At 66.4% G+C, this 18,946-nt stretch carries 19 protein-coding genes; 4 read left to right on the top strand and 15 right to left on the bottom strand.

What is annotated here, in order from left to right:
* Positions 1 to 153 precede the first annotated feature (153 nt).
* The gene (locus K2F54_RS11655; protein ID WP_220606038.1) at positions 154 to 795 is read right to left on the bottom strand and encodes a ScbR family autoregulator-binding transcription factor; all 642 of its coding nucleotides are present in this window, start codon (positions 793 to 795) and stop codon (positions 154 to 156) included.
* A 216-nt stretch (positions 796 to 1,011) separates the two neighbouring features.
* Between K2F54_RS11655 and K2F54_RS11660 the strand changes: the two genes are divergently transcribed.
* Entirely contained in the window at positions 1,012 to 1,305 is a 294-nt protein-coding gene (locus K2F54_RS11660) for a PLDc N-terminal domain-containing protein (RefSeq protein WP_220606039.1), read from the top strand.
* A gap of 21 nt (positions 1,306 to 1,326) precedes the next feature.
* Here the strand turns inward: K2F54_RS11660 and K2F54_RS11665 are convergent, their stop codons facing one another.
* Positions 1,327 to 1,863 (bottom strand): universal stress protein, encoded by a 537-nt coding sequence (locus tag K2F54_RS11665; protein WP_220606040.1) that lies wholly within the window; start codon positions 1,861 to 1,863, stop codon positions 1,327 to 1,329.
* A 118-nt stretch (positions 1,864 to 1,981) separates the two neighbouring features.
* The gene (locus K2F54_RS11670; RefSeq protein ID WP_308287631.1) at positions 1,982 to 3,412 is read right to left on the bottom strand and encodes a protein kinase domain-containing protein; all 1,431 of its coding nucleotides are present in this window, start codon (positions 3,410 to 3,412) and stop codon (positions 1,982 to 1,984) included.
* 178 nt (positions 3,413 to 3,590) lie between these two features.
* On the opposite strand from K2F54_RS11670, the gene K2F54_RS19215 reads away from it, so the two are divergent.
* Complete coding sequence (locus tag K2F54_RS19215; RefSeq protein WP_255577045.1) at positions 3,591 to 4,511, top strand: hypothetical protein; 921 nt, start codon at positions 3,591 to 3,593, stop codon at positions 4,509 to 4,511.
* A gap of 29 nt (positions 4,512 to 4,540) precedes the next feature.
* A complete protein-coding gene (gene budA / locus K2F54_RS11675; protein WP_308287632.1) occupies positions 4,541 to 5,269 on the top strand; it encodes an acetolactate decarboxylase in 729 nt (242 codons plus the stop codon).
* 393 nt (positions 5,270 to 5,662) lie between these two features.
* Here the strand turns inward: budA and K2F54_RS11680 are convergent, their stop codons facing one another.
* From K2F54_RS11680 to ykgO, 4 genes are read right to left on the bottom strand one after another with little or no spacing between them, the layout of a single operon-like run.
* The gene (locus K2F54_RS11680; RefSeq protein WP_220606042.1) at positions 5,663 to 5,938 is read right to left on the bottom strand and encodes a helix-turn-helix domain-containing protein; all 276 of its coding nucleotides are present in this window, start codon (positions 5,936 to 5,938) and stop codon (positions 5,663 to 5,665) included.
* Positions 5,939 to 5,979: 41 nt separating this feature from the next.
* Positions 5,980 to 7,323 (bottom strand): class I SAM-dependent methyltransferase, encoded by a 1,344-nt coding sequence (locus tag K2F54_RS11685; protein ID WP_255577046.1) that lies wholly within the window; start codon positions 7,321 to 7,323, stop codon positions 5,980 to 5,982.
* The gene (locus K2F54_RS11690; protein ID WP_220606043.1) at positions 7,320 to 8,696 is read right to left on the bottom strand and encodes an FAD-binding oxidoreductase; all 1,377 of its coding nucleotides are present in this window, start codon (positions 8,694 to 8,696) and stop codon (positions 7,320 to 7,322) included. Before K2F54_RS11690 ends, K2F54_RS11685 begins: the two co-directional genes overlap by 4 nt.
* Positions 8,697 to 8,734: 38 nt before the next feature.
* Positions 8,735 to 8,857 (bottom strand): type B 50S ribosomal protein L36, encoded by a 123-nt coding sequence (ykgO, locus tag K2F54_RS11695; protein ID WP_120338289.1) that lies wholly within the window; start codon positions 8,855 to 8,857, stop codon positions 8,735 to 8,737.
* Positions 8,858 to 8,904: 47 nt separating this feature from the next.
* On the opposite strand from ykgO, the gene K2F54_RS11700 reads away from it, so the two are divergent.
* Positions 8,905 to 9,948 carry a GTP-binding protein gene (locus K2F54_RS11700; RefSeq protein WP_220606044.1) on the top strand — a complete coding sequence of 348 codons (1,044 nt, stop codon included), beginning with the start codon at positions 8,905 to 8,907 and terminating at the stop codon, positions 9,946 to 9,948.
* Between the two features lie 112 nt (positions 9,949 to 10,060).
* Here the strand turns inward: K2F54_RS11700 and nrdF are convergent, their stop codons facing one another.
* The 8 genes from nrdF to K2F54_RS11740 form a co-directional block, all read right to left on the bottom strand.
* Positions 10,061 to 11,035: a class 1b ribonucleoside-diphosphate reductase subunit beta gene (gene nrdF / locus K2F54_RS11705; RefSeq protein ID WP_066592434.1), complete on the bottom strand. Its 975-nt coding sequence runs from the start codon at positions 11,033 to 11,035 to the stop codon at positions 10,061 to 10,063.
* Positions 11,028 to 11,708: an NUMOD3 domain-containing DNA-binding protein gene (locus K2F54_RS11710; protein ID WP_255577047.1), complete on the bottom strand. Its 681-nt coding sequence runs from the start codon at positions 11,706 to 11,708 to the stop codon at positions 11,028 to 11,030. The genes nrdF and K2F54_RS11710 overlap by 8 nt, the downstream gene beginning before the upstream one ends.
* A 193-nt stretch (positions 11,709 to 11,901) precedes the next feature.
* Entirely contained in the window at positions 11,902 to 14,007 is a 2,106-nt protein-coding gene (gene nrdE / locus K2F54_RS11715; RefSeq protein WP_220606135.1) for a class 1b ribonucleoside-diphosphate reductase subunit alpha, read from the bottom strand.
* A gap of 35 nt (positions 14,008 to 14,042) precedes the next feature.
* A complete protein-coding gene (gene nrdI, locus K2F54_RS11720; protein WP_220606045.1) occupies positions 14,043 to 14,525 on the bottom strand; it encodes a class Ib ribonucleoside-diphosphate reductase assembly flavoprotein NrdI in 483 nt (160 codons plus the stop codon).
* A gap of 62 nt (positions 14,526 to 14,587) precedes the next feature.
* Entirely contained in the window at positions 14,588 to 14,821 is a 234-nt protein-coding gene (gene nrdH, locus K2F54_RS11725) for a glutaredoxin-like protein NrdH (protein ID WP_066592430.1), read from the bottom strand.
* A 388-nt stretch (positions 14,822 to 15,209) separates the two neighbouring features.
* Positions 15,210 to 16,235, bottom strand: coding sequence for an ABC transporter permease subunit (locus tag K2F54_RS11730; protein WP_220606046.1), 1,026 nt, complete (start codon positions 16,233 to 16,235; stop codon positions 15,210 to 15,212).
* Positions 16,232 to 17,308 (bottom strand): ABC transporter permease, encoded by a 1,077-nt coding sequence (locus K2F54_RS11735; protein ID WP_220606047.1) that lies wholly within the window; start codon positions 17,306 to 17,308, stop codon positions 16,232 to 16,234. The genes K2F54_RS11730 and K2F54_RS11735 overlap by 4 nt, the downstream gene beginning before the upstream one ends.
* Positions 17,305 to 18,852, bottom strand: coding sequence for a sugar ABC transporter ATP-binding protein (locus K2F54_RS11740; RefSeq protein WP_220606048.1), 1,548 nt, complete (start codon positions 18,850 to 18,852; stop codon positions 17,305 to 17,307). Before K2F54_RS11740 ends, K2F54_RS11735 begins: the two co-directional genes overlap by 4 nt.
* Between the last annotated feature and the right edge of the window lie 94 nt (positions 18,853 to 18,946).

Below are 18,946 nucleotides of genomic sequence, written 5' to 3' on the forward strand. Positions count from 1 at the left end.
GCACAGTCGGCATCAACATCCCCAAAGAAACCGTCAATATCTAACCCAAGTGACTCCACTCAGCTTGACATCGCCCGCGTGCGGACAATTGCGCCCGGTACGCCGGGCGCAATTGTCCGTTTGGGCAACACTTGGCTCGCGGGGCGACCCGGCTCAGCTCCAGAGTGCGGCCATCTCCTCCGGCAGGGTGCGCAACCGCGGCCAGCGCTCTGGCACGACCAGGCTCGGCAGCACGAACAACCACATCTCCACGACTCTCTGCACGAGGTCGTCGCGCCCGGTGAGCACGTCAGAGACCACCTGCACACCCGTGAACGCGGGGCTGATGAACCGGGCCGCGGCGGCCACATCCACATCGGCTCGCACATCGCCGTCACGGATGGCCCGGCGCAGCAGCACGTCGCAGGCCGCGATCCACTCCTCGTATGGCCGAACGACCGGGGTGGTGAGGCTGCTCGACTCCATGGTCAGGCGGATGCCGGCCCGCGTCACCGGGTCGTGGCGCAGCTGCTTCGACAGCTCGAACGCCATCCGAAGCAACACCTCCAGCCCGGGCTGCTCGCTGTGCAGCAGCTCGTTCCCCAGCGCGATCGCCCGCTCGTGCTGCGCGTCGATGACGGCGAGGGCGAGGGCCTCCTTCGACTCGAAGTGAAAGTACAGCGCGCCCTTGGTGAGGCCGGACGCGACGCAGATGTCCGCCATCGAGGCACCGCCGAAGCCGAGGGCACCGAACACGTCGGCCGCCGCCAGGATGATCGCCGCCCGGGTTTCGACGGCACGGGCCTGCTTGATCATGACGCTCCTCTGGCCGGCTCTGGCGCCACCAGGCGCGGCGTACACGAATGTTACGACTTCGTCTCCGAAAGAATCATACCGTTTGGTATGCTTTCGGCAGGCCGGGCGAACATTCCGGGGGGAACCTGTTTTCCCGGCCGACGACCATTGCAGTTCGTATCGCCAAGCCCCCCGTTCGCTGTGCACCATCTGCCGGGATCGAGGGGAAACCGACGCATGAACACCACCACATTCCACCTGGCCGCCCGCCTGGAATCCGGGGGTACCGGCAACGTGCTGGACGGCAACGGGGTCGACGGGGCCCAGCTGGGTGCGGTGATCGGCCTGACGCTCCTGGTCCTGGCCGCGCTGGGCGCCATCCTGCTCATCGTCGCCGCGCTCGTGCAGATCATCCAGGCCGTGCACCTGCGCGAGCCGGCCCGCACCCGCTGGATCCTGTCGGTGGTCTTCGCGCCCGTCTTCGGCGCGATCGCCTGGTTCGCGGTGGGAAACCGCCCCCAGCTGGGCTGAGCCGGAGCCACGCTCGGCACCTCAGGAGCCACCGATCGGCCGCACCACGAGCACCGGGCAGTCCGCGTGCCGCACGCACTGTTCGCTCACCGAGCCGAGCAGCATCCCGGCCAGGCCGCCGCGTCCCCGGGAGCCGACCACGAGCATCCTGGACCCCTTCGACACTTCGATCAGGGTCTTCGCCGGGCCTCCCAAAGCCACCCGGTACTCCACGGTGAGATTCGGATGCGCGGCCACAACGGCGCTCACATCTTTCTTCAGCCGCTCCAGCACGGCGCCGGCGTAGTCGGAGTACGACGACACGTAGCCGAACTCCCAGTTCGCCGGGCGCGGGGCGGTATCGATCGACCAGGCCCGCACCACGGTCACCGGCACCGCCAGGCCGGCGGCGAGGTCGAGCGCCACCGTCAGAGCGTGGTTCGCGTCGGCCGAGCCGTCGTGTCCGACGACGATGCCGGCGCTCGGTCCCGGCTCCTGCGCGGGTTGGGCGCTGGCCTCGGCGTGTACGGCCGCGGCGTCGCCGGTCGGCGCGGGGTCCGGCTGGGTGTCAGGAACCATGATGACCTCCTGCCGCGACGGGCGGCGAATCCGACCTCTGCGGCTGCCCCCATTCAACCGCTCCGGGGTCGCCGCCGAAAGAGCACGGCCCAAGCGGCGCGTCGGGGCGGATGCCGGTTCAGCCCAGCAGCGCCCGCCGGTCCAGCAGCGCCTGGCGGCTGTCCAGGCGCAGCTCGAGTTCGCTCATCACGGTGGCGGCGAGATCCTCGAGGGTGGCCAGCTGGGCAGGAGTGAACTCGCGCGGCACGTAGTCGATCACGCAGAAGGTACCCAGGTTGTGGCCGTCCCTGGAGGTCAGCGGTACCCCGGCGTAGAACTGCAGGCCCATCTCGCCGGCCACGAGCGGGTTCGCCAGCGCGCGCGGGTCGGTGCGGGCATCCGACACCACCCACGGCTCGTTGTGCAGAATCGCACTGGCGCACAGTCCCGCGTCCCGGTCGATTTGGGCGGCGCTCAGCCCATGCCGGGACTTGAACCAGATCCGGTCGTAGTCCACGACGCTCACCAGGGCGATCGGCACGTCGAAGATGCGGGCGGCCATGCCGGTGATCCGGTCGAACGCCCCATCCGGTGGCGTGTCGAGCAGGTCGTACCGGCGCACGGCGCTCATCCGGCCCTCTTCGTCCGCGGCCTCTGGTGCCCCCGGCCGGGTGAGGCGTGCCGTGGGCGCGAGCTGCACTGGTGCGTCGGCGCGGTGCCGGCCGGAGGCCCCGATGATGAGCTGGCGCAGCGCCAGCACCAGGTCGTGCACGAGCGGGCGGTCGCGCGGGTCGAGTGCGGTCATCGCGGCGAGCAGGCCGGCCCAGGCTCTGGGCACGGTCGCGGGGATCACCGGGTCGTTCAGCAGCCGGGCCAGCGCCGAGGGCACGGCAGAGCCGGGAAAGGCGACCTCGCCGGTGAAGCATTCCAGCAGCACCAGGCCGAGCGCGTAGACGTCGCTGGCCGGGCCGACGGGGTCCCCCTTGGCCTGCTCGGGGCTCATGTAGTGCGCGCTGCCGGTGGCGGTGCCATCCTGGGTCAGCCGTTCGGATTCGGCGAGCAGGGCGATACCGAAGTCGGTGAGCTTGGCCCGGGTGCGGGAGTTGTCGCCGTTGTAGTCCACCATCAGCACATTCGCCGGCTTCACGTCACGGTGCACCACGCCACGGGAATGGATGTACTCCAGCCCCTCTGCCAGGTCGTACCCGAGCTGGGCGATCTGGCGCACGGGCAGCGGCCCGGCGGCGAGCTTGCGCTGCAGGTCGGCGCCCTCGACGAGTTCCATCACCAGGTAGATGCGCGGCAGGGCGGGCACGCTGCGGTCCACGGCCGCGTCGAGCAGGGTGACCAGGCTGTGGTGGCTGAGCGAGGCGAGGATATTGACCTCGTCCTCCTGGCGGCGCACATCAGCGGCCGCGGTGGCGGAGGCCAGGAAGATCTTGATGGCCACATTGCGACCGAGGAACTCGTCCCTGGCCTTGTACACGGCGCCCATGCCGCCCTGGCCGATCAATTCCAGCAGCCGGTACCGACCTCGCAGGAGGCCCGTGGCTGCACCGTTCTCCGGCACGCTCCCCGCCTTCCCTGAGAGCTAAATCATATCCAGCCGGATGCCTCTCACGGCCGCTGACGACCCCCCGCAGCGGGCAATCGTTAGGGGCCCGTAATATCTTCCCGAGCACGACCTCCGCCTGCGCTTCGCAGGCTGCTCCCACCCGGCGGTGGCGTGCCTTCGCTAGTGTCGAAGAATGAGCTTTCTCGAGCGTCACCGCCTGTCCGCGCTCGCGACGGCGGCGGTCCTCGTGGTCACGCTGTCCGGGGCGGCCCTCATCAACGGTGCCGTGCGCGCCGAACCGGCCATCGCCGAGCCCGCCCCGATGATCGCCACCGAAGCGGTCGACATGGCCGAGTTCGAGCCGGGTCGCATCGTCAGCGACTTCACCTTCTTCAATCCCGACGCCATGACAGAGGCCGAGGTGCAGTCGTTCCTGCAGTCGCGCAGCTGCACGAGCAGCGACGATTCCCCCTGCCTCTGGGAGTACCGCACGGACACCGTCGACCAGCCCGACGCCGGGGCAGGTCATTGCGACGCGTACGTCGGCGCGGAGCACGAACGGGCCAGCCGCATCATCAGCAAGGTCGCCGAGGCCTGCGGCATCAGCCCGCGGGTGCTGCTCGTGCTGCTGCAGAAGGAGCAGTCCCTGCTCAGCCGGCCCACCATAGACGGTTACCTGCGGGCCACCGGGTACGGCTGCCCGGACACCGCCGATTGCGACGCCGAGTTCTTCGGCTTCTTCAACCAGGTCTACCGCGCCGCCTGGCAGTTCCGGCAGTACACCCAGGAACCCGACCGCACCTACCAGATCGGTGACGTCGAGGTGGGCTACAACCCGGACGCCGCCTGCGGGGCCAGCACCGTCGACATCCAGAACCAGGCCACTGCGAACCTGTACAACTACACGCCGTACCAGCCCAACGAGGCGGCCCTGGCCGAGGCCGGCCAAGACGGTGACGGATGCTCCACCCACGGCAACCTCAACTTCTGGCTGTTCTACTCGGCCTGGTTCGGCTCCGCCGACACCGACCCGTACCCGAGCGTGTTCGATTCCTGCCTCAACTACGCCGGCGGTCAGCCGTGCCGGGTGCCCGAGCTCGTTCCCGCGCTGTAACCACCCCGACGCACTCAGGAGGACCCATCGTGGACGTTCCCACCGGCCGCCATCTCGTCTACCAGACCAGCCTGATGAGCGCGCTCCTCGACGGCATCTACGACGGTGACACCACCGTGGCCACCCTGCTGGAGCACGGTGATTTCGGGCTCGGCACCTTCAACGCGCTCGACGGTGAGATGCTGATCCTCGACGGCGTCTGCTACCGGATGCGCGTGGACGGCACCGTGGCACCTGCCGCAGCAGATGACCTGACCCCGTTCGCCGTCGTCACCGAGTTCGTGCCCAGTGTCACCATCCCCGTTGACACGCCCGCCACCCGCGACGAGGCGGTGGCCCTCATCACCGATCGGCTGCAGAGCGCCAACTATCTGTACGCGGTGCGGCTCACCGGTGAGTTCGAGTGGGTGCGGGTGCGGGCCGTGCAACGGCAGGAGAAGCCGTACCAGCCCATGTCGGAGGCTATCCGCGGCGAGAAGACCCTCGAGTTCGGCCGCTCCACCGGCGTCGTCGCGGGGTTCCGCACCCCGCTCTACGGGCAGGGCATTGGGGTGCCGGGCGGGCACGTGCACTACATCGACGCCGACCGCGGCCACGGCGGCCACGTGCTCGACTTCCAGCTGCTCTCCGGCACGATCGAGATCTGCATCGGCACCGACCTGCACCTCGAGCTGCCGCTCACGGCCGAGTTCAAGGACGCCGACCTCAGCCCAGACGACCTCGCCGACCAGATCGAGCAGACCGAAAACCACCGCTGACCCCGGCTGAGTGCGCTGGTCGAGCCTGTCGAGACCCCGCGGGCCGACCCACGAACGCGCCCACCTCACCAGATCTCGACAAGCTCGATCAACGCTGGGTCGCGCCCACGTCGCTGGTCGAGCCTGTCGAGACCCCGCGACCCGACCCACGAACGCGCCCACCTCACCAGATCTCGACAAGCTCGATCAACGTATGGTCGCGACCACGTCGCTGGTCGAGCCTGTCGAGACCCCGCGACCCGACCTCTGAACGCACGTCACCAGATCTCGACAAGCTCGATCAACGCTGGGTCGCGCCCGTCCCGCACGGTCGCGACCGCGTCGCTGGTCGAGCCTGTCGAGACCCCGCGACCCGACCTCTGAACGCACGTCACCAGATCTCGACAAGCTCGATCAGCGGGTGTGGCCCGGCCACAGCGCCGCATCCAGCCCGCGCTCCAGCTTGGCGATCGTCTCCATGTCCGGCCAGGCCCTGCCCTCGAGGATGCCGATCAGCGTCGCGTGGTTCATCCCGCAGGTCTCGGCGGCGCTCCGGATGCTCCGCTCGCCGATGGCCCGGCGCAGATTGCCCGCGAACACCCGGGCAACCTCCCCGATCGGGTCGCTGGCCGGGCCGTCCGGCCACGCCGCGACCAGCTCATGGGGCTTCAGGCGGATGGTGCGTGACATTCCCCCAGCGTAGAGGCACGTCAGCGTAGAGGCACGTCGACTCAGGGTGTCCACCACGGCCGCAACGGCAGCGTGCCGCCGCCCCTCTGGTCGGGCCTGGTCATCAGCACCTGGTGCAACTGGATGCCGTTGCTCTCGAAGGCGAGCCGAGAGCCGGCCATGTACAGACCCCACACCTTCGCGGTGGGGAGCCCGACCTCGGCGACCGCCTCGTCCCAGTGCTCCACCAGGTTGGCGCCCCAGTCCCGCAGTGTCATCGCGTAGTGCTGCCGCAGGTTCTCGTCGTGCAGCACCTCCAGGCCGGTGTCATGCGCGTCGCTGATGATCCGGCCCACTCCGGTGATCTCTCCGTCTGGGAACACGTAGCGATCGATGAATCCACCCGCCTGGGCGCGCGCCCGGTTGTCCGGCCGGGTGATGGAGTGGTTGAGCAACAGCCCGCCGGGGCGGAGCCGGGACTGCAGAACGGCGAAGTACGACGGATAGTTCCGCCGGCCGATGTGCTCGAGCAGCCCGATCGACGACACCGCGTCGAACCCGGTTTCCGTGACTTCACGGTAGTCGGCGTGGCGCACCTCGGCCAGATCGCTCAGGCCCTCGGCCGCGATGGCCCGCTGCGCCCACTCGGCCTGCTCGGCCGACAGCGTCACACCGGTGGCGTGCACGCCACGGCGTGCGGCGTAGCGCACCATGCCGCCCCAGCCGCAGCCGACGTCGAGCAACCGATCCCCCGCTTTCAGCCGCAGCTTGTCGAACACGAGCCGGTACTTGTTGTCCTGCGCCTCCTCGAGGGAGGCGTCATCGTGCGGGTAACAGGCGCAGGTGTAGGTCATCGAGGGTCCGAGCACCCACTCGTAGAAGGTGTTGGACACGTCGTAGTGGTGGTGGATCGCGTCGGCGTCCCTGGTCTTGGTGTGCCGGAGTCCCCCGGCGATCCTGCGCCACCTGGGCAGCGCTTCCTCGGGCGGCGGCGCTACCGGGCGCAGTCGGTCGACACCGATCGAGCGGATGATGTCGGCCAGCATCCGTACCGGCGGGCGGGTGAAGACGAGGCTGTCGGCGAGCGCCGCGAGCAGTGCGTATGGGTCGCCAGGGTGCACGCCGCGAATCTCGAGGTCACCGGCGATGTAGGCGCGGGCGAAACCGAGGTCGCCGCGGCCGGTGGCGAGATAGCTCGTGCCGCGCGGGTTCCGCAGCTCCAGCCCGAATGGCGCGTCGGGCGGCCCGGCCGAACTCCCGTCGTAGGCGGTGAACGAGAGCGGAAGCCGGCCGCCGACCAGGATCTCCAGGACCTCGGCGAGGGAGAACTTGCCCGCCATTCCGGCGTGCGCTGGCGCATCCGTCAGCGACGTCGCCGCCGTCGAGTGGTCCTTGAACGTGGTCATCGTCGTTGCACCGCCTTGGCGTAGAGGTCGAGGAGACGTGAATCAGGGTCGTATCTTTTCTTCACCGCCCGGTAGCTGTCCCCGCCGTAGAGCTCGTCGAACTCCTCCCGGGAGTAGTACGAATCGGAGTACAGCGACTTGTGCCCCTCGAACCGCCGCACCGCGCGCTCGATCCGGCGGTTCGTCGCCCCCGCGACCGAACCGATCGGCACCGTCGACCAGAAGCCCACATTCACGTAGCTGCGCCGAGGCTCCATCGGGTAGAGCGGCCAACCGACGTCGCTCTGCAACCGCAGCGGGCACAGCCAGATCGGTGTGATCGGCACGGTGTCCAGGAACCAGCGCAGGAACGCCGCGCACCGCTCCATGGGCACCTCGATGTCCTGCACAACGCGTTCGCGCGGCGGCCGGCCGCGGAGCTGTTCGATCCGATCGCCGACGCGGAACCTCTGTTCGTATTTCATCAGCGTTGAGTAGACGCTGCTGCTCCGGTAGCGTTTCGGCCAGATCCGGCGCAGACGCCGGTCCTGCGCACCGAACGGCTGGGAGCACCAGAACCAGTCGGTGTCCCAACGCCACAGGTAGTCGTGAATGGTGAGGCGGTCATCCGTCACGCCGGTGTCGTGCTGGATCGAGCGATAGTAGATCTGCTGGCCGGTGTAGTCACTGACGGCACCGCGGGCATCGGTCTGCACGCCCACGCACAGGTAGCTCTCCTCGGCGCTGAACACCACGCCGTCGAGGTAGTCGATCGCCACACCGTCGAGCCGGCCGGTCTGGGCGAGGCGGCCGAGGGCATCGGCCAGGTCGCTGAGCGAGTGGAAGCGCAGGTGCCGGAGGGTGACGAACGGCGTGACCGGTTCCAGGTCGATGCGAAGGCGCACCGCGTACCCCAGCGTGCCGTAGGAGTTGGGGAAGGCCCGGTAGAGATCGGCGTGCTCGGTGGGCGACGCGGTGAGCACCTCCCCCGCGCCGGTGAGGATGTCCATCTCCAGGACCGACTCGTGCGGCAGTCCGTTGCGGAACGAGGTGGACTCGATGCCGAGCCCGGTGACGGCACCGCCGAGGGTGATGGTCTTGAGCTGCGGCACCACCAGCGGTGCCAGTCCGTGGCGCAGGGTCGCCGCGACAAGATCGTCGTAGGTGCACATGCCGGCGACCTCGGCCGTTCGCGCCCGGGTGTCGATGGCGATGACGCCGGTCAACCCTGAGGTGTCCAGGCCCCTGCCCTGGGTCGTGGTGCGAGTCCGGAACAGGTTCGAGGTGGGTTTGGCCAGCCGCACCGCGGTCCCGTCGGGAACGGCCCGATAGCTCTCCAGTAGGCGCTGCACGCCGGCGGCGTGAGCGCGCTGCGCATCAACGAGAGCGGGCACGCCCACACGATAGCCCGCGGTCGACCCGGCCGCGACGGCTAGCCCTGCCGGGCCTTCAAGCGGGGGTTCTTCTTGTTGATCACGAACACCCGGCCGCGCCGGTGCACGATCTGCGCGCCGGGGAGCTTCTTGAGTGCCTGGAGTGAATTGCGAACCTTCATGACTGCACCGTCCTTAATGAGAATGGATATCAATTAGAGTAACAGGTATGACACCGTCCTCATTCCTCACCGTCAACCTCGTCAGCGGACTCGCGGGTGCGGGCAAGTCGTCCATGGTCCGGGCCAGCGGCGGCACCGGCATCCGCCTGACCGGCTCCGACACGGATGCCGTGGGCCGAGCCCTCACCGACCGTCACGCCCAGGCTCCGACCGAGGTGATGCTCGAGGTGCACCCCTCTGCCGTACCGCTCGAGGTGGCCATCTCGGTGATCGCCGCCGGCGGCGACCCGATGCTCCGGCCGGAGGCCGGCGCCATCCGGCTGGGCAATTTTGTCAGCGTGCTCGACGCGTCCAGCTTCTGGCGGGACATCCGCAGCGACGCGCTCGCGCCGGAGCCGCCGGTGCCGTGCGCGACGCACGGCGAGCACGACCGCACCGTGGCCGACGCCCTCGTGCAACAGATCGAGTGGGCCAGCGTGGTGGTGATCAACAAGACCGACCTCGCCACCGCCGCCGACTGCGCCGACCTGCGTGACTTCGTGCGACTGCTCAACCCGTCCAGCCTCGTGGTCTTCGCCCGTCACGGGCACAGTTCGGTCAGCCCGTGGCTGCCGCCGCGGGAAGACATGCTGCGCTGGCTGCAGCAGAGCCCCGGTTGGATCCGGCAGCTGAACGGCGAGGGCCTGCTGGCCTCCAGCCGCACGGGCCTGGGCTGCGTCGTCTACCGCGACCCCCGACCGTTCCACCCGGGCCGACTCGCCGACTTCCTCAGCGACCGGTCCACCGAATCGGGCGAGATCCTGCGCTCCCGCGGGCTGTTCCGCCTGGCGTCCCGCCCGCATGTCGTCGGCTCCTGGAACAGCGCGGGCCCCAGCATCGAGTTCGAACCGACCGGCATGGGCAGCCATGACCCGGAGTCTCCGTGGGGTCAGGAGATCGCCTTCTTCGGCCGGGACCTCGACGCGGCGCGCCTCACCGCGAACCTCGATGCCTGCCTGCTCGACGACACCGAGTTCGTCGGCGGCCCCCTGGAGTGGAGAAGCCTGGCCGACCCCTTCCCGGCCTGGGATCTCGACCGGGACGACGCCTAGGCCGAAGCCCCGCCCGAGTGTCGTCCATTTACTTCAAAAAGCACCCTCGTTCGCAAGAACGAGGGTGCTTTTCTCCGAATTCAGCGGGCAGCCGCCGGACCGGCGGGTGGGGCTAGAAGTCCCAGTCGTCGTCTTCGGTGTTGACAGCCTTGCCGATGACGTACGAGGAGCCAGACCCGGAGAAGAAGTCGTGGTTCTCGTCGGCGTTCGGCGACAGCGCCGAGAGGATCGCCGGGTTCACGTCGGTGACGGCCTTGGGGAACATCGGCTCGTAGCCGAGGTTCATCAGGGCCTTGTTGGCGTTGTAGTGCAGGAACTTCTTGACGTCTTCGGTCAGACCGACCTCGTCGTAGAGGTCCTGCGTGTACTGGATCTCGTTCTCGTAGAGCTCGAACATGAGATTGAAGGTGTAATCCTTGATCTCATCGCGACGCTCCTGGGTCTCCTTCTCGAGGCCCTTCTGGAACTTGTAGCCGATGTAGTAGCCGTGCACGGCTTCATCCCGGATGATGAGACGGATGAGGTCGGCCGTGTTGGTGAGCTTGGCGCGGCTGGACCAGTACATCGGCAGGTAGAAGCCGGAGTAGAACAGGAACGACTCGAGCAGGGTCGAGGCGACCTTGCGCTTGAGCGGGTCGTCGCCCTGGTAGTAGTCCATCACGATGGACGCCTTCTTCTGCAGGTTGACGTTCTCGGTCGACCAGCGGAACGCCTCGTCGATCTCCTTCGTCGAGCACAGGGTCGAGAAGATCGACGAGTAGCTCTTGGCGTGCACGGACTCCATGAACGCGATGTTCGTGTAGACGGCCTCTTCGTGCGGGGTGATCGCATCCGGGATCAGCGACACGGCGCCGACGGTGCCCTGGATGGTGTCCAGCAGAGTCAGACCGGTGAACACGCGCATGGTGAGCTGCTGCTCCACCGGCGTGAGGGTGTTCCAGGACTGCACGTCGTTGGAGAGCGGGATCTTCTCTGGCAGCCAGAAGTTGTTGACGAGGCGGTTCCAGACCTCGACGTCCTTCTCGTCTTCGATCTTGTTCCAGTTGATCGCGTCAACGTGGGAGACGAGCTTGAGCTTGTCAATCATGAATTTTTCCTCTTGGTGATACGTCGTTGATCGAGCTTGTCGAGATCTGAGCCGAGTCTTCGACGCAGTACTTACATTCGGGCTTCAACACGCCCCTGTTGGTGTGATACCGGGTATGAGCACTGCGCTTACTCTTCGGCTGCGGAATGCCTTTGGTTGCGGCCGATAGTTTTGCAATGGTCTCAGCACTGGTTGTCTTGCCGAAATTCGGATTCAGCGGACCTCGACGCTTGGCCGCCAGAATAAGCTTCGCCTCGTCCGACATCGTATGGCCGAAGCCAGGGTGATCTGATCCAAACTTACCGAAGTTGGGGTTGTCTGCACCTGTATAAGTGCCCTTCCGAGATTCGCGCCAACGGGCCTTCTGCTCGTCAGAGTGGGTCTGACCAAACATCGGATTGTCCGCTCCATAGCGCGGTGGTATCGAGCGACCTGTAGAGCGTACTCGTGCGGCCTCCCGCTGCTCTTTCGACCACTCAATCCCGGTCGGCCCCAGTCCCCCTTCCGAGAGATTGAGAAGTCTGTCACCCTGTGCCCTCAGTTTCGCTATCCACAACACCTCAGCCTTACCGAGGTCGTCCAGAGTGCTAGTAACCACCTGAAGCGACTGCACATAGACGAATTCGGTAGGCGCTTTGCGCAGCCAGTCATAAAACGGGTTGCGAACGCCCATCTCAGCTTTCCGCCTGTGCTGTTGCATTCGCCGGCGAATGCTGGCGGTCGTGAGCCCGACGTAGCGGAACTCCGAAGATGTCTCGAGTCGGACGCCATAAATGACACCGATGATACTTCCCGGAAGCGGCGACCTCGCCAGGCTCACGTTTGTGCCTTTCCTTAGGTGCTCAGGCTGCTCACAGCAAACTCACTCATAACGCACAGGAAACACAGCCCTCAACCTCCGTGCCCTCGAGGGCCATCTGGCGCAGACGGATGTAGTAGATCGTCTTGATGCCCTTCTTCCACGCGTAGATCTGGGCGCGGTTGATGTCGCGGGTGGTGGCGGTGTCCTTGAAGAACAGCGTCAGCGACAGGCCCTGGTCCACGTGCTGCGTCGCGGCGGCGTAGGTGTCGATGACCTTCTCGTAGCCGATCTCGTAGGCATCCTGGTAGAACTCGGTGTTGTCGTTCGTCATGAACGGCGCCGGGTAGTAGACGCGGCCGAGCTTGCCTTCCTTGCGGATCTCGATCTTCGAGGCGATCGGGTGGATCGACGCGGTCGAGTTGTTGATGTACGAGATCGACCCGGTCGGCGGCACGGCCTGCAGGTTCTGGTTGTAGATACCGTGCGCCATGACGGATGCCTTGAGCTCGGCCCAGTCCGCCTGGGTCGGGATCTCGACGTTGGAGTTGGCGAACAGCTCGGCGCCGCGCGCGGTGGCGGGTGCCCAGACCTGGTCGGTGTACTTGTCGAAGAACGCACCGGAGGCGTAGGTCGAGTTCTCGAAGCCCTCGAAGGTGATGCCACGCTCGATGGCGATCTTGTTCGAGGCGCGCAGGGCGTGGAACAGCACCGTGTAGAAGTAGATGTTGGTGAAGTCGATGCCCTCTTCGCTGCCGTAGTACACCCGCTCGCGGGCGAGGTAGCCGTGCAGGTTCATCTGGCCGAGGCCGATGGCGTGCGACTTGTCGTTACCGCTCTCGATCGAGCGCACCGACGCGATGTGGCTCTGGTCGGAGACGGCGCTCAGGCCGCGGATGGCGGTGTCGACGACCCGGCCGAAGTCGGGCGCATCCATGGCCAGCGCGATGTTCATCGAGCCGAGGTTGCAGGAGATGTCCTTGCCGATGGTGTCGTAGGAGAGGTCCTCGTTGTACGTGGTCGGGGTGTTGACCTGGAGGATCTCCGAGCACAGGTTCGACATGTTGACGCGGCCCTGGATGGGGTTCGCCTCGTTCACGGTGTCTTCGAACATGATGTACGGGTAGCCGGACTCGAACTGGATCTCGGCGAGGGTCTGGAAGAAGTCACGCGCCTTCATCTTGGACTTCTTGATGCGCGGGTCGTCGACCATCTCGTGGTACTTCTCGGTGACCGAGATGTCGGCGAACGGCACGCCGTAGACGCGCTCGACGTCGTACGGGGAGAACAGGTACATGTCCTCGTTGTTCTTGGCCAGCTCGAAGGTGATGTCGGGGATGACCACACCGAGGGAGAGGGTCTTGATGCGGATCTTCTCGTCGGCGTTCTCCCGCTTGGTGTCGAGGAAGCGCATGATGTCGGGGTGGTGCGCCTGCAGGTACACTGCACCTGCGCCCTGGCGGGCACCGAGCTGGTTGGCGTAGCTGAAGGAATCTTCGAGCAGCTTCATCACGGGGATGATGCCGCTGGACTGGTTCTCGATCTGCTTGATCGGCGCGCCGGACTCACGGATGTTGGTCAGCAGCAGGGCCACGCCGCCGCCGCGCTTGGACAGCTGCAGCGAGGAGTTGATGCCGCGGGAGATGGACTCCATGTTGTCTTCGATGCGGAGCAGGAAGCAGGAGACGAGCTCGCCGCGCTGGGCCTTGCCGGAGTTGAGGAAGGTGGGAGTCGCGGGCTGGAAGCGGCCGGCGATGATCTCCTCGACGAGGGCGACCGCGAGCTGCTCGTCGCCCTGGGCGAGGCCGAGGGCGGTCATCACGACGCGGTCCTCGAAGCGCTCGAGGTAACGCTTGCCGTCGAAGGTCTTCAGCGTGTACGAGGTGTAGTACTTGAACGCGCCGAGGAAGGTCTGGAAGCGGAACTTCTTCGAGTACGCCAGGTCGTTCAGGCGGGTGATGAACTCGAAGCTGTACATGTCGAGCACGGCCTGCTCGTAGTACTCCTTCTCCACCAGGTAGTCGAGGCGCTCGCGCAGCGAGTGGAAGAACACCGTGTTCTGGTTCACGTGCTGCAGGAAGAATTCCCGGGCAGCTTCGCGGTCCTTGTCGAACTGGATCTCGCCGCTCGGACCGTACAGGTTGAGCATGGCGTTCAGGGAGTGATAATCCATGTCCAGGCCTGAGGGCGGGCTGATCGGGGTGACCTTCACGGCTGTTGCTTCCAAAACTCTTCCAATCCTTCGTGAACGGTGGCTACGTCGTCCGGTGTGCCGAATACTTCAAAGCGATACAGGTGGGGCACACCGCACTTCTGCGCGATGATGTCCCCGGCCAGGCAGAATGCCTCACCGAAATTCGTGTTGCCGGCGCCGATGACGCCGCGGATGAGCGACCGGTTCCGCTCGTCGTTCAGAAAGCGGATGACCTGGCGCGGCACGGCCGGGCCCAGGTCGCCGCCACCGTAGGTGGGCACGACGAGCACGTACGGGCGACGGGCCACGAGCGGAGCATCCCTGGGGTACAGCGGGATGCGGGCGGCGGGCCGGCCGAGCTTCTCGACGAACCGGGCCGTGTTGCCCGAGATGCTGGAGAAGAAGACGATGTCCACGTCTCCGGCATCCACACCCTCGACGGCGCCGCGGGCCGAGCCGGCGGTGGACTCGCGAGTGGAATCAGCCTGAAGCAGCATGGGTCCCCTTTTCGTGCGAGTTGTGTGGCCGGCGGATGGCGCTCCCCGGCGCGCCGTGCGGGTTAGGCCAGGCGCGCGGCGAGCTCGTTGATCTTGTCGGGGCGGAAGCCCGACCAGTGGTCCTCGTCGGTGATGACGACGGGCGCCTGCAGGTAGCCGAGCGCCTTGACGGCCTCGAGGGCGTTCTCGTCGGCCGACAGGTCGAGGATGTTGTATTCAATGCCCTTGTTGTCCAGGGCGCGGTACGTCGCGGTGCACTGCACGCAGGACGGCTTGGTGTAGACGGTGATTGCCATCGAAGAGGCCTCTCGTATCGTTCTCGTCGTTCAGGACCGTGGGCCGGCAGTGCGAAACCGTGGTGAAGACGTAGCTGAAATGTGCTGGAAATGCATCCGATGGATGCGAAGTTCGTTTCTAAGCGTGGTGCGATTGCTTGGACTTCAATACTACATCTAGTGATGCCAGATGGGAACGGCCACTACATGCGGGAATTACAATTATGTACTTATCCACCGACATTCCACCGGTTGTCAACAGGGCAGCAGCGCGGAAGACCGCAGGAATACGCGGTCGGGCCCGAAGTTATCCACAGGCAGACGGATGCGCTGATTTCGACCTGTGGAATCCGCTACCGGGCGCGTCGGGCGCGTCGGTAGTGGATCCCACCCCCATCCGGGGTGCGGTTCAGGTCTTGCGTTTCCTCGACACGACGAATCTCTGCAGCAGCACGAAGGCCAGCAGGATGCCGCCGGTGATGATGGTGGTCGCTTCGGGTGGGATGCTGCCGTCGCGGGTGATGAGCACGTTCATCAGGCCGAGCACGAGGGCGCCGATCACGGAGCCGAGCACGAAGCCGGCGCCACCGGTGAGCAGGGTCCCGCCGATGATGACGGCGGCGATGGCGTCCAACTCCCAGCCCACCCCGGTGATGTTCTGCGCGATGCCCAGCTTGGAGGTGTAGACCACCGCGGCCAACCCGGCGAGGGTGCCGCTGATCACGTAGATCGCCAGCTTGGTGCGCACCACCGGCAGTCCCATCAGCAGCGCCGACTGCTCCGAGCCGCCGATCGCGTAGACGGTGCGTCCGAACCGGGTGCGGTGCAGCAGGAAGAACGCCACGATCACGACGAGAGCGGCGATCAGCACGTTGGGGGTGGTGATCAGGTCGTCGATCTTCGGTCCGTCGTAGACCTTCCACGGTGTGGCCAGGGTGCGGATGGCCGAGTCGTCGTCCAGCCGTTGCGGGGTGGTGCTGAGGATGGAGGCGAGGCCGCGGGCGAGGAACATCATCGCGAGGGTCGCGATGAAGGGTTGCACATTGAAGTACTGGATCAGCACCCCTGAGGCGACACCGAACAGCGACCCAATCAGGATCATCAGCACGAAGACGACCAGCGGATTCCAGCCGGCGTTGGCGAGCATGACCCCGACGAGGCTGCTGATGGCGATCACCGCGCCCACCGACAGGTCGATGCCGCCGGTGAGGATGACGAAGGTGAGGCCCACCGCCAGGATGATCAGGTAGGCGTTGTTGATCAGCAGGTTCGAGATCGTGCTGAACGCCACGATCCGCCCGTAGGCGATCTCACCGTAGATGAGCATGGCCACGAAGATCGCCACCGCGGCCAGCGTCGGCAGGGTCTCCAGGTTGGGCTTCATCCGCGACAGCAGGGAGGGCGCTGCCGGTCGTTCGAGCTGGGTGAGAGTCATGCCGACACCGCTTCCTTACGCGTGCTGGTGACGCGGGTTTTGCGCCGGTTGAACATCGACCGCACCCTGGGCGACTGCAGCAGGCAGATGATGACGATGACCACGGCCTTGAAGGCAGGCGTCGCCGAGGATGGGATGGACATGTAGACGATGGTCTTGTCCAGCGTCGCGATCAGCAGCGCCCCGATGACGCTGCCGGTGAGCGAGAACTTGCCGCCGGCCAACGAGGTGCCGCCGATGACCACGGCCAGGATGGCGTCCATCTCGGCGGTCATGCCGGTCTTCGACACCTCCACGGTCATGACGCTGGCGGTGCTGAAGATCCCGGCCACACCGGCGAGAACCGCGCTGACGATGTATACCGAGATCAGGATTCCGACCGGCCGGATCCCGGCCATCCGTGCCGCCTTGGGATTGATGCCGATGGATTCGATCATCAGCCCGAGGGCGGTGCGGCGCACCAGAACGGCCAGGATCGCCACGATCAGCACGGCGATCACGAACACCACCGGGAAGCCGAGGACGGTGCCGTTGGCGATCCAGCGGAACGGTTCGTTCGTGGCGGAGGTGTTCTGCCCCGACGTGATCACCTTGGCCAGGCCGCGGCCGGCGAGCATCATCACCAGTGTCGTGATGAACGGTTGCAGGCCAACGATCGAGACCAGGATGCCGTTGAGGGTACCGAGCAGCGCGCTGATGCCCAGCGCCAGGAGCACGGCCACGGCGGCGGTGCCGAACGACCCGGTGCCGGTGGTGTTCATGAACTCCATCGAGACGGCGCCGGCCACGGCCATCACCGACCCGACCGAGAGGTCGATGCCGCGGGTGGCGATGACCAGGGTCATGCCCACCGCGATCATCATGATCGGCGCGCTGGCCCGCAGGATGTCGATGACGTTGCCGGACAGGTTGCCGGTGGCGGCGTTGACGGAGACCCCGAGGTAGGCGGGGTTCTTGGTCAGGTTCACCACGAGCAACAGCAACAGCGCCACGATCGCCCAGACGTACGGCTGGTGGAACAGTCTGGTGACGAACTGCACGGCAGCCGATGGGCGTGTTCCGGAGGCGCTCATTCACTGCTCCCTTCTGTGGCGATGATATCGACGATGGTGTCGGCGGTGACGGATGGGCCGTTGCTGATCTCGCCGATCTTGCGGTGGTCCTTGAGCACGATGATGCGCTCGCTGAGACGCACTACCTCTTCGAGCTCGGAGGAGATGAACACCACCGACATTCCGCCCTCGGCCAGGGCGGCGATGGTTTCCTGGATTTCGGCCTTGGCCCCCACGTCGATGCCGCGGGTCGGTTCGTCCAGGATCAGCAGTTCGGGGTTCGTGGCCAGCCACCGCCCCAGCAACACCTTCTGCTGGTTGCCGCCGGAGAGGTTGCGGATGGCCCGCTCGGGATCGGCCGGGCGCACGTTGAGCTCGACCAGGTACTTGGCGCAGATCTCGTTCTGCTCCCGGCGGGACAGCGGGCGGGCCCAACCGCGCCGGGCTTGCACGGCCAGAATCAGGTTCTCCCGCACCGTCAGGTCGCCGATGATGCCCTCGTCGCGCCGGTTCTCGGTGGAGAACGCGATCCCGCGCGCCAGGCCGGCCACCGGACTGTGCACCTGGGCTGCGGCACCGTCGATGGTCACCTCGCCGCTGTCTGCACGGTCGGCGCCGTAGATCAACCGGCCGAGTTCGGTGCGTCCAGAGCCGAGCAGGCCGGCCAGGCCGACCACCTCACCGGCGTGCACGTCGATGTCGACGGGCTCGATCGAGCCCTTCCGGCCCAGGCTCTTCGCACTGTAATAGGGGGCGGCCTCTGCGAACGCCGTGCGGCCGCGGTTGGAGCCGAGCGAGTTGAGCGAATCGACGTCCTTGCCGATCATCAGGGAGATGAGGTGGCTGCGGGAGAGCTCGCGGGTCAGGTGCTCGCCGACGAATTCGCCGTTGCGCAGCACCGTCAGGCGGTCGCTGATGGCGTACACCTGGTCGAGGAAGTGCGAGACGAAGAGGATGGCGACGCCCTGGTCGCGCAGGCGCCGGATCACGGTGAACAGTCCCTCCACCTCGTTGGCGTCCAGGCTCGAGGTCGGTTCGTCGAGGATCAGCACCGTGGAGTCGGTGACCATCGCACGACTGATTGCCACGAGCTGTTGCAGCGCAAGCGAGATGGTGGAGAGCGGCTGCCGGGGATCGAGGTCGCCGAGGCCGAGCCGTTCGAGGGCCTCGTGCGCCGCCTGGTGGGTTTTGCGCCAGTTGATGCCGAACGGTCCGTGCACCTCGTGGCCGAGCATGACGTTCTCGCCCACGGTGAGGTTGTCGCAGAGGTTGACCTCCTGGTACACGGTTGAGATGCCGGCGCTCTGCGCATCGGCGGTTCCGGTGAACCGTCGCGCTCCGCCGGCCACCGTGATGGTGCCGGAGTCGATCTTGTAGACACCGGTGAGCGCCTTGATGAGGGTGGACTTGCCCGCCCCGTTCTCGCCCATCAGGGTGTGCACTTCACCAGGGAAGAGCCGGAAGTTCACGTTCTGCAGGGCCTTGACCCCCGGGAATTCGATCGAGATGTTCTCCATCTCGACGATCGGCGCTGTCGCTGTCGCTGCCGGCGCTGTCGCTGCCATGTCTCTGCCTGGTCGTTCCTGCCGGCGTGCCGGCCTCGTCATTGAGTGGGGTGGCGAACCTGCCACGGAGGGCGTGTTCGTTCCTGCGGTCGGG

Origin of the sequence: Cryobacterium inferilacus, assembly GCF_019599185.1 — a bacterium.
GTDB lineage: Bacteria > Actinomycetota > Actinomycetes > Actinomycetales > Microbacteriaceae > Cryobacterium > Cryobacterium inferilacus.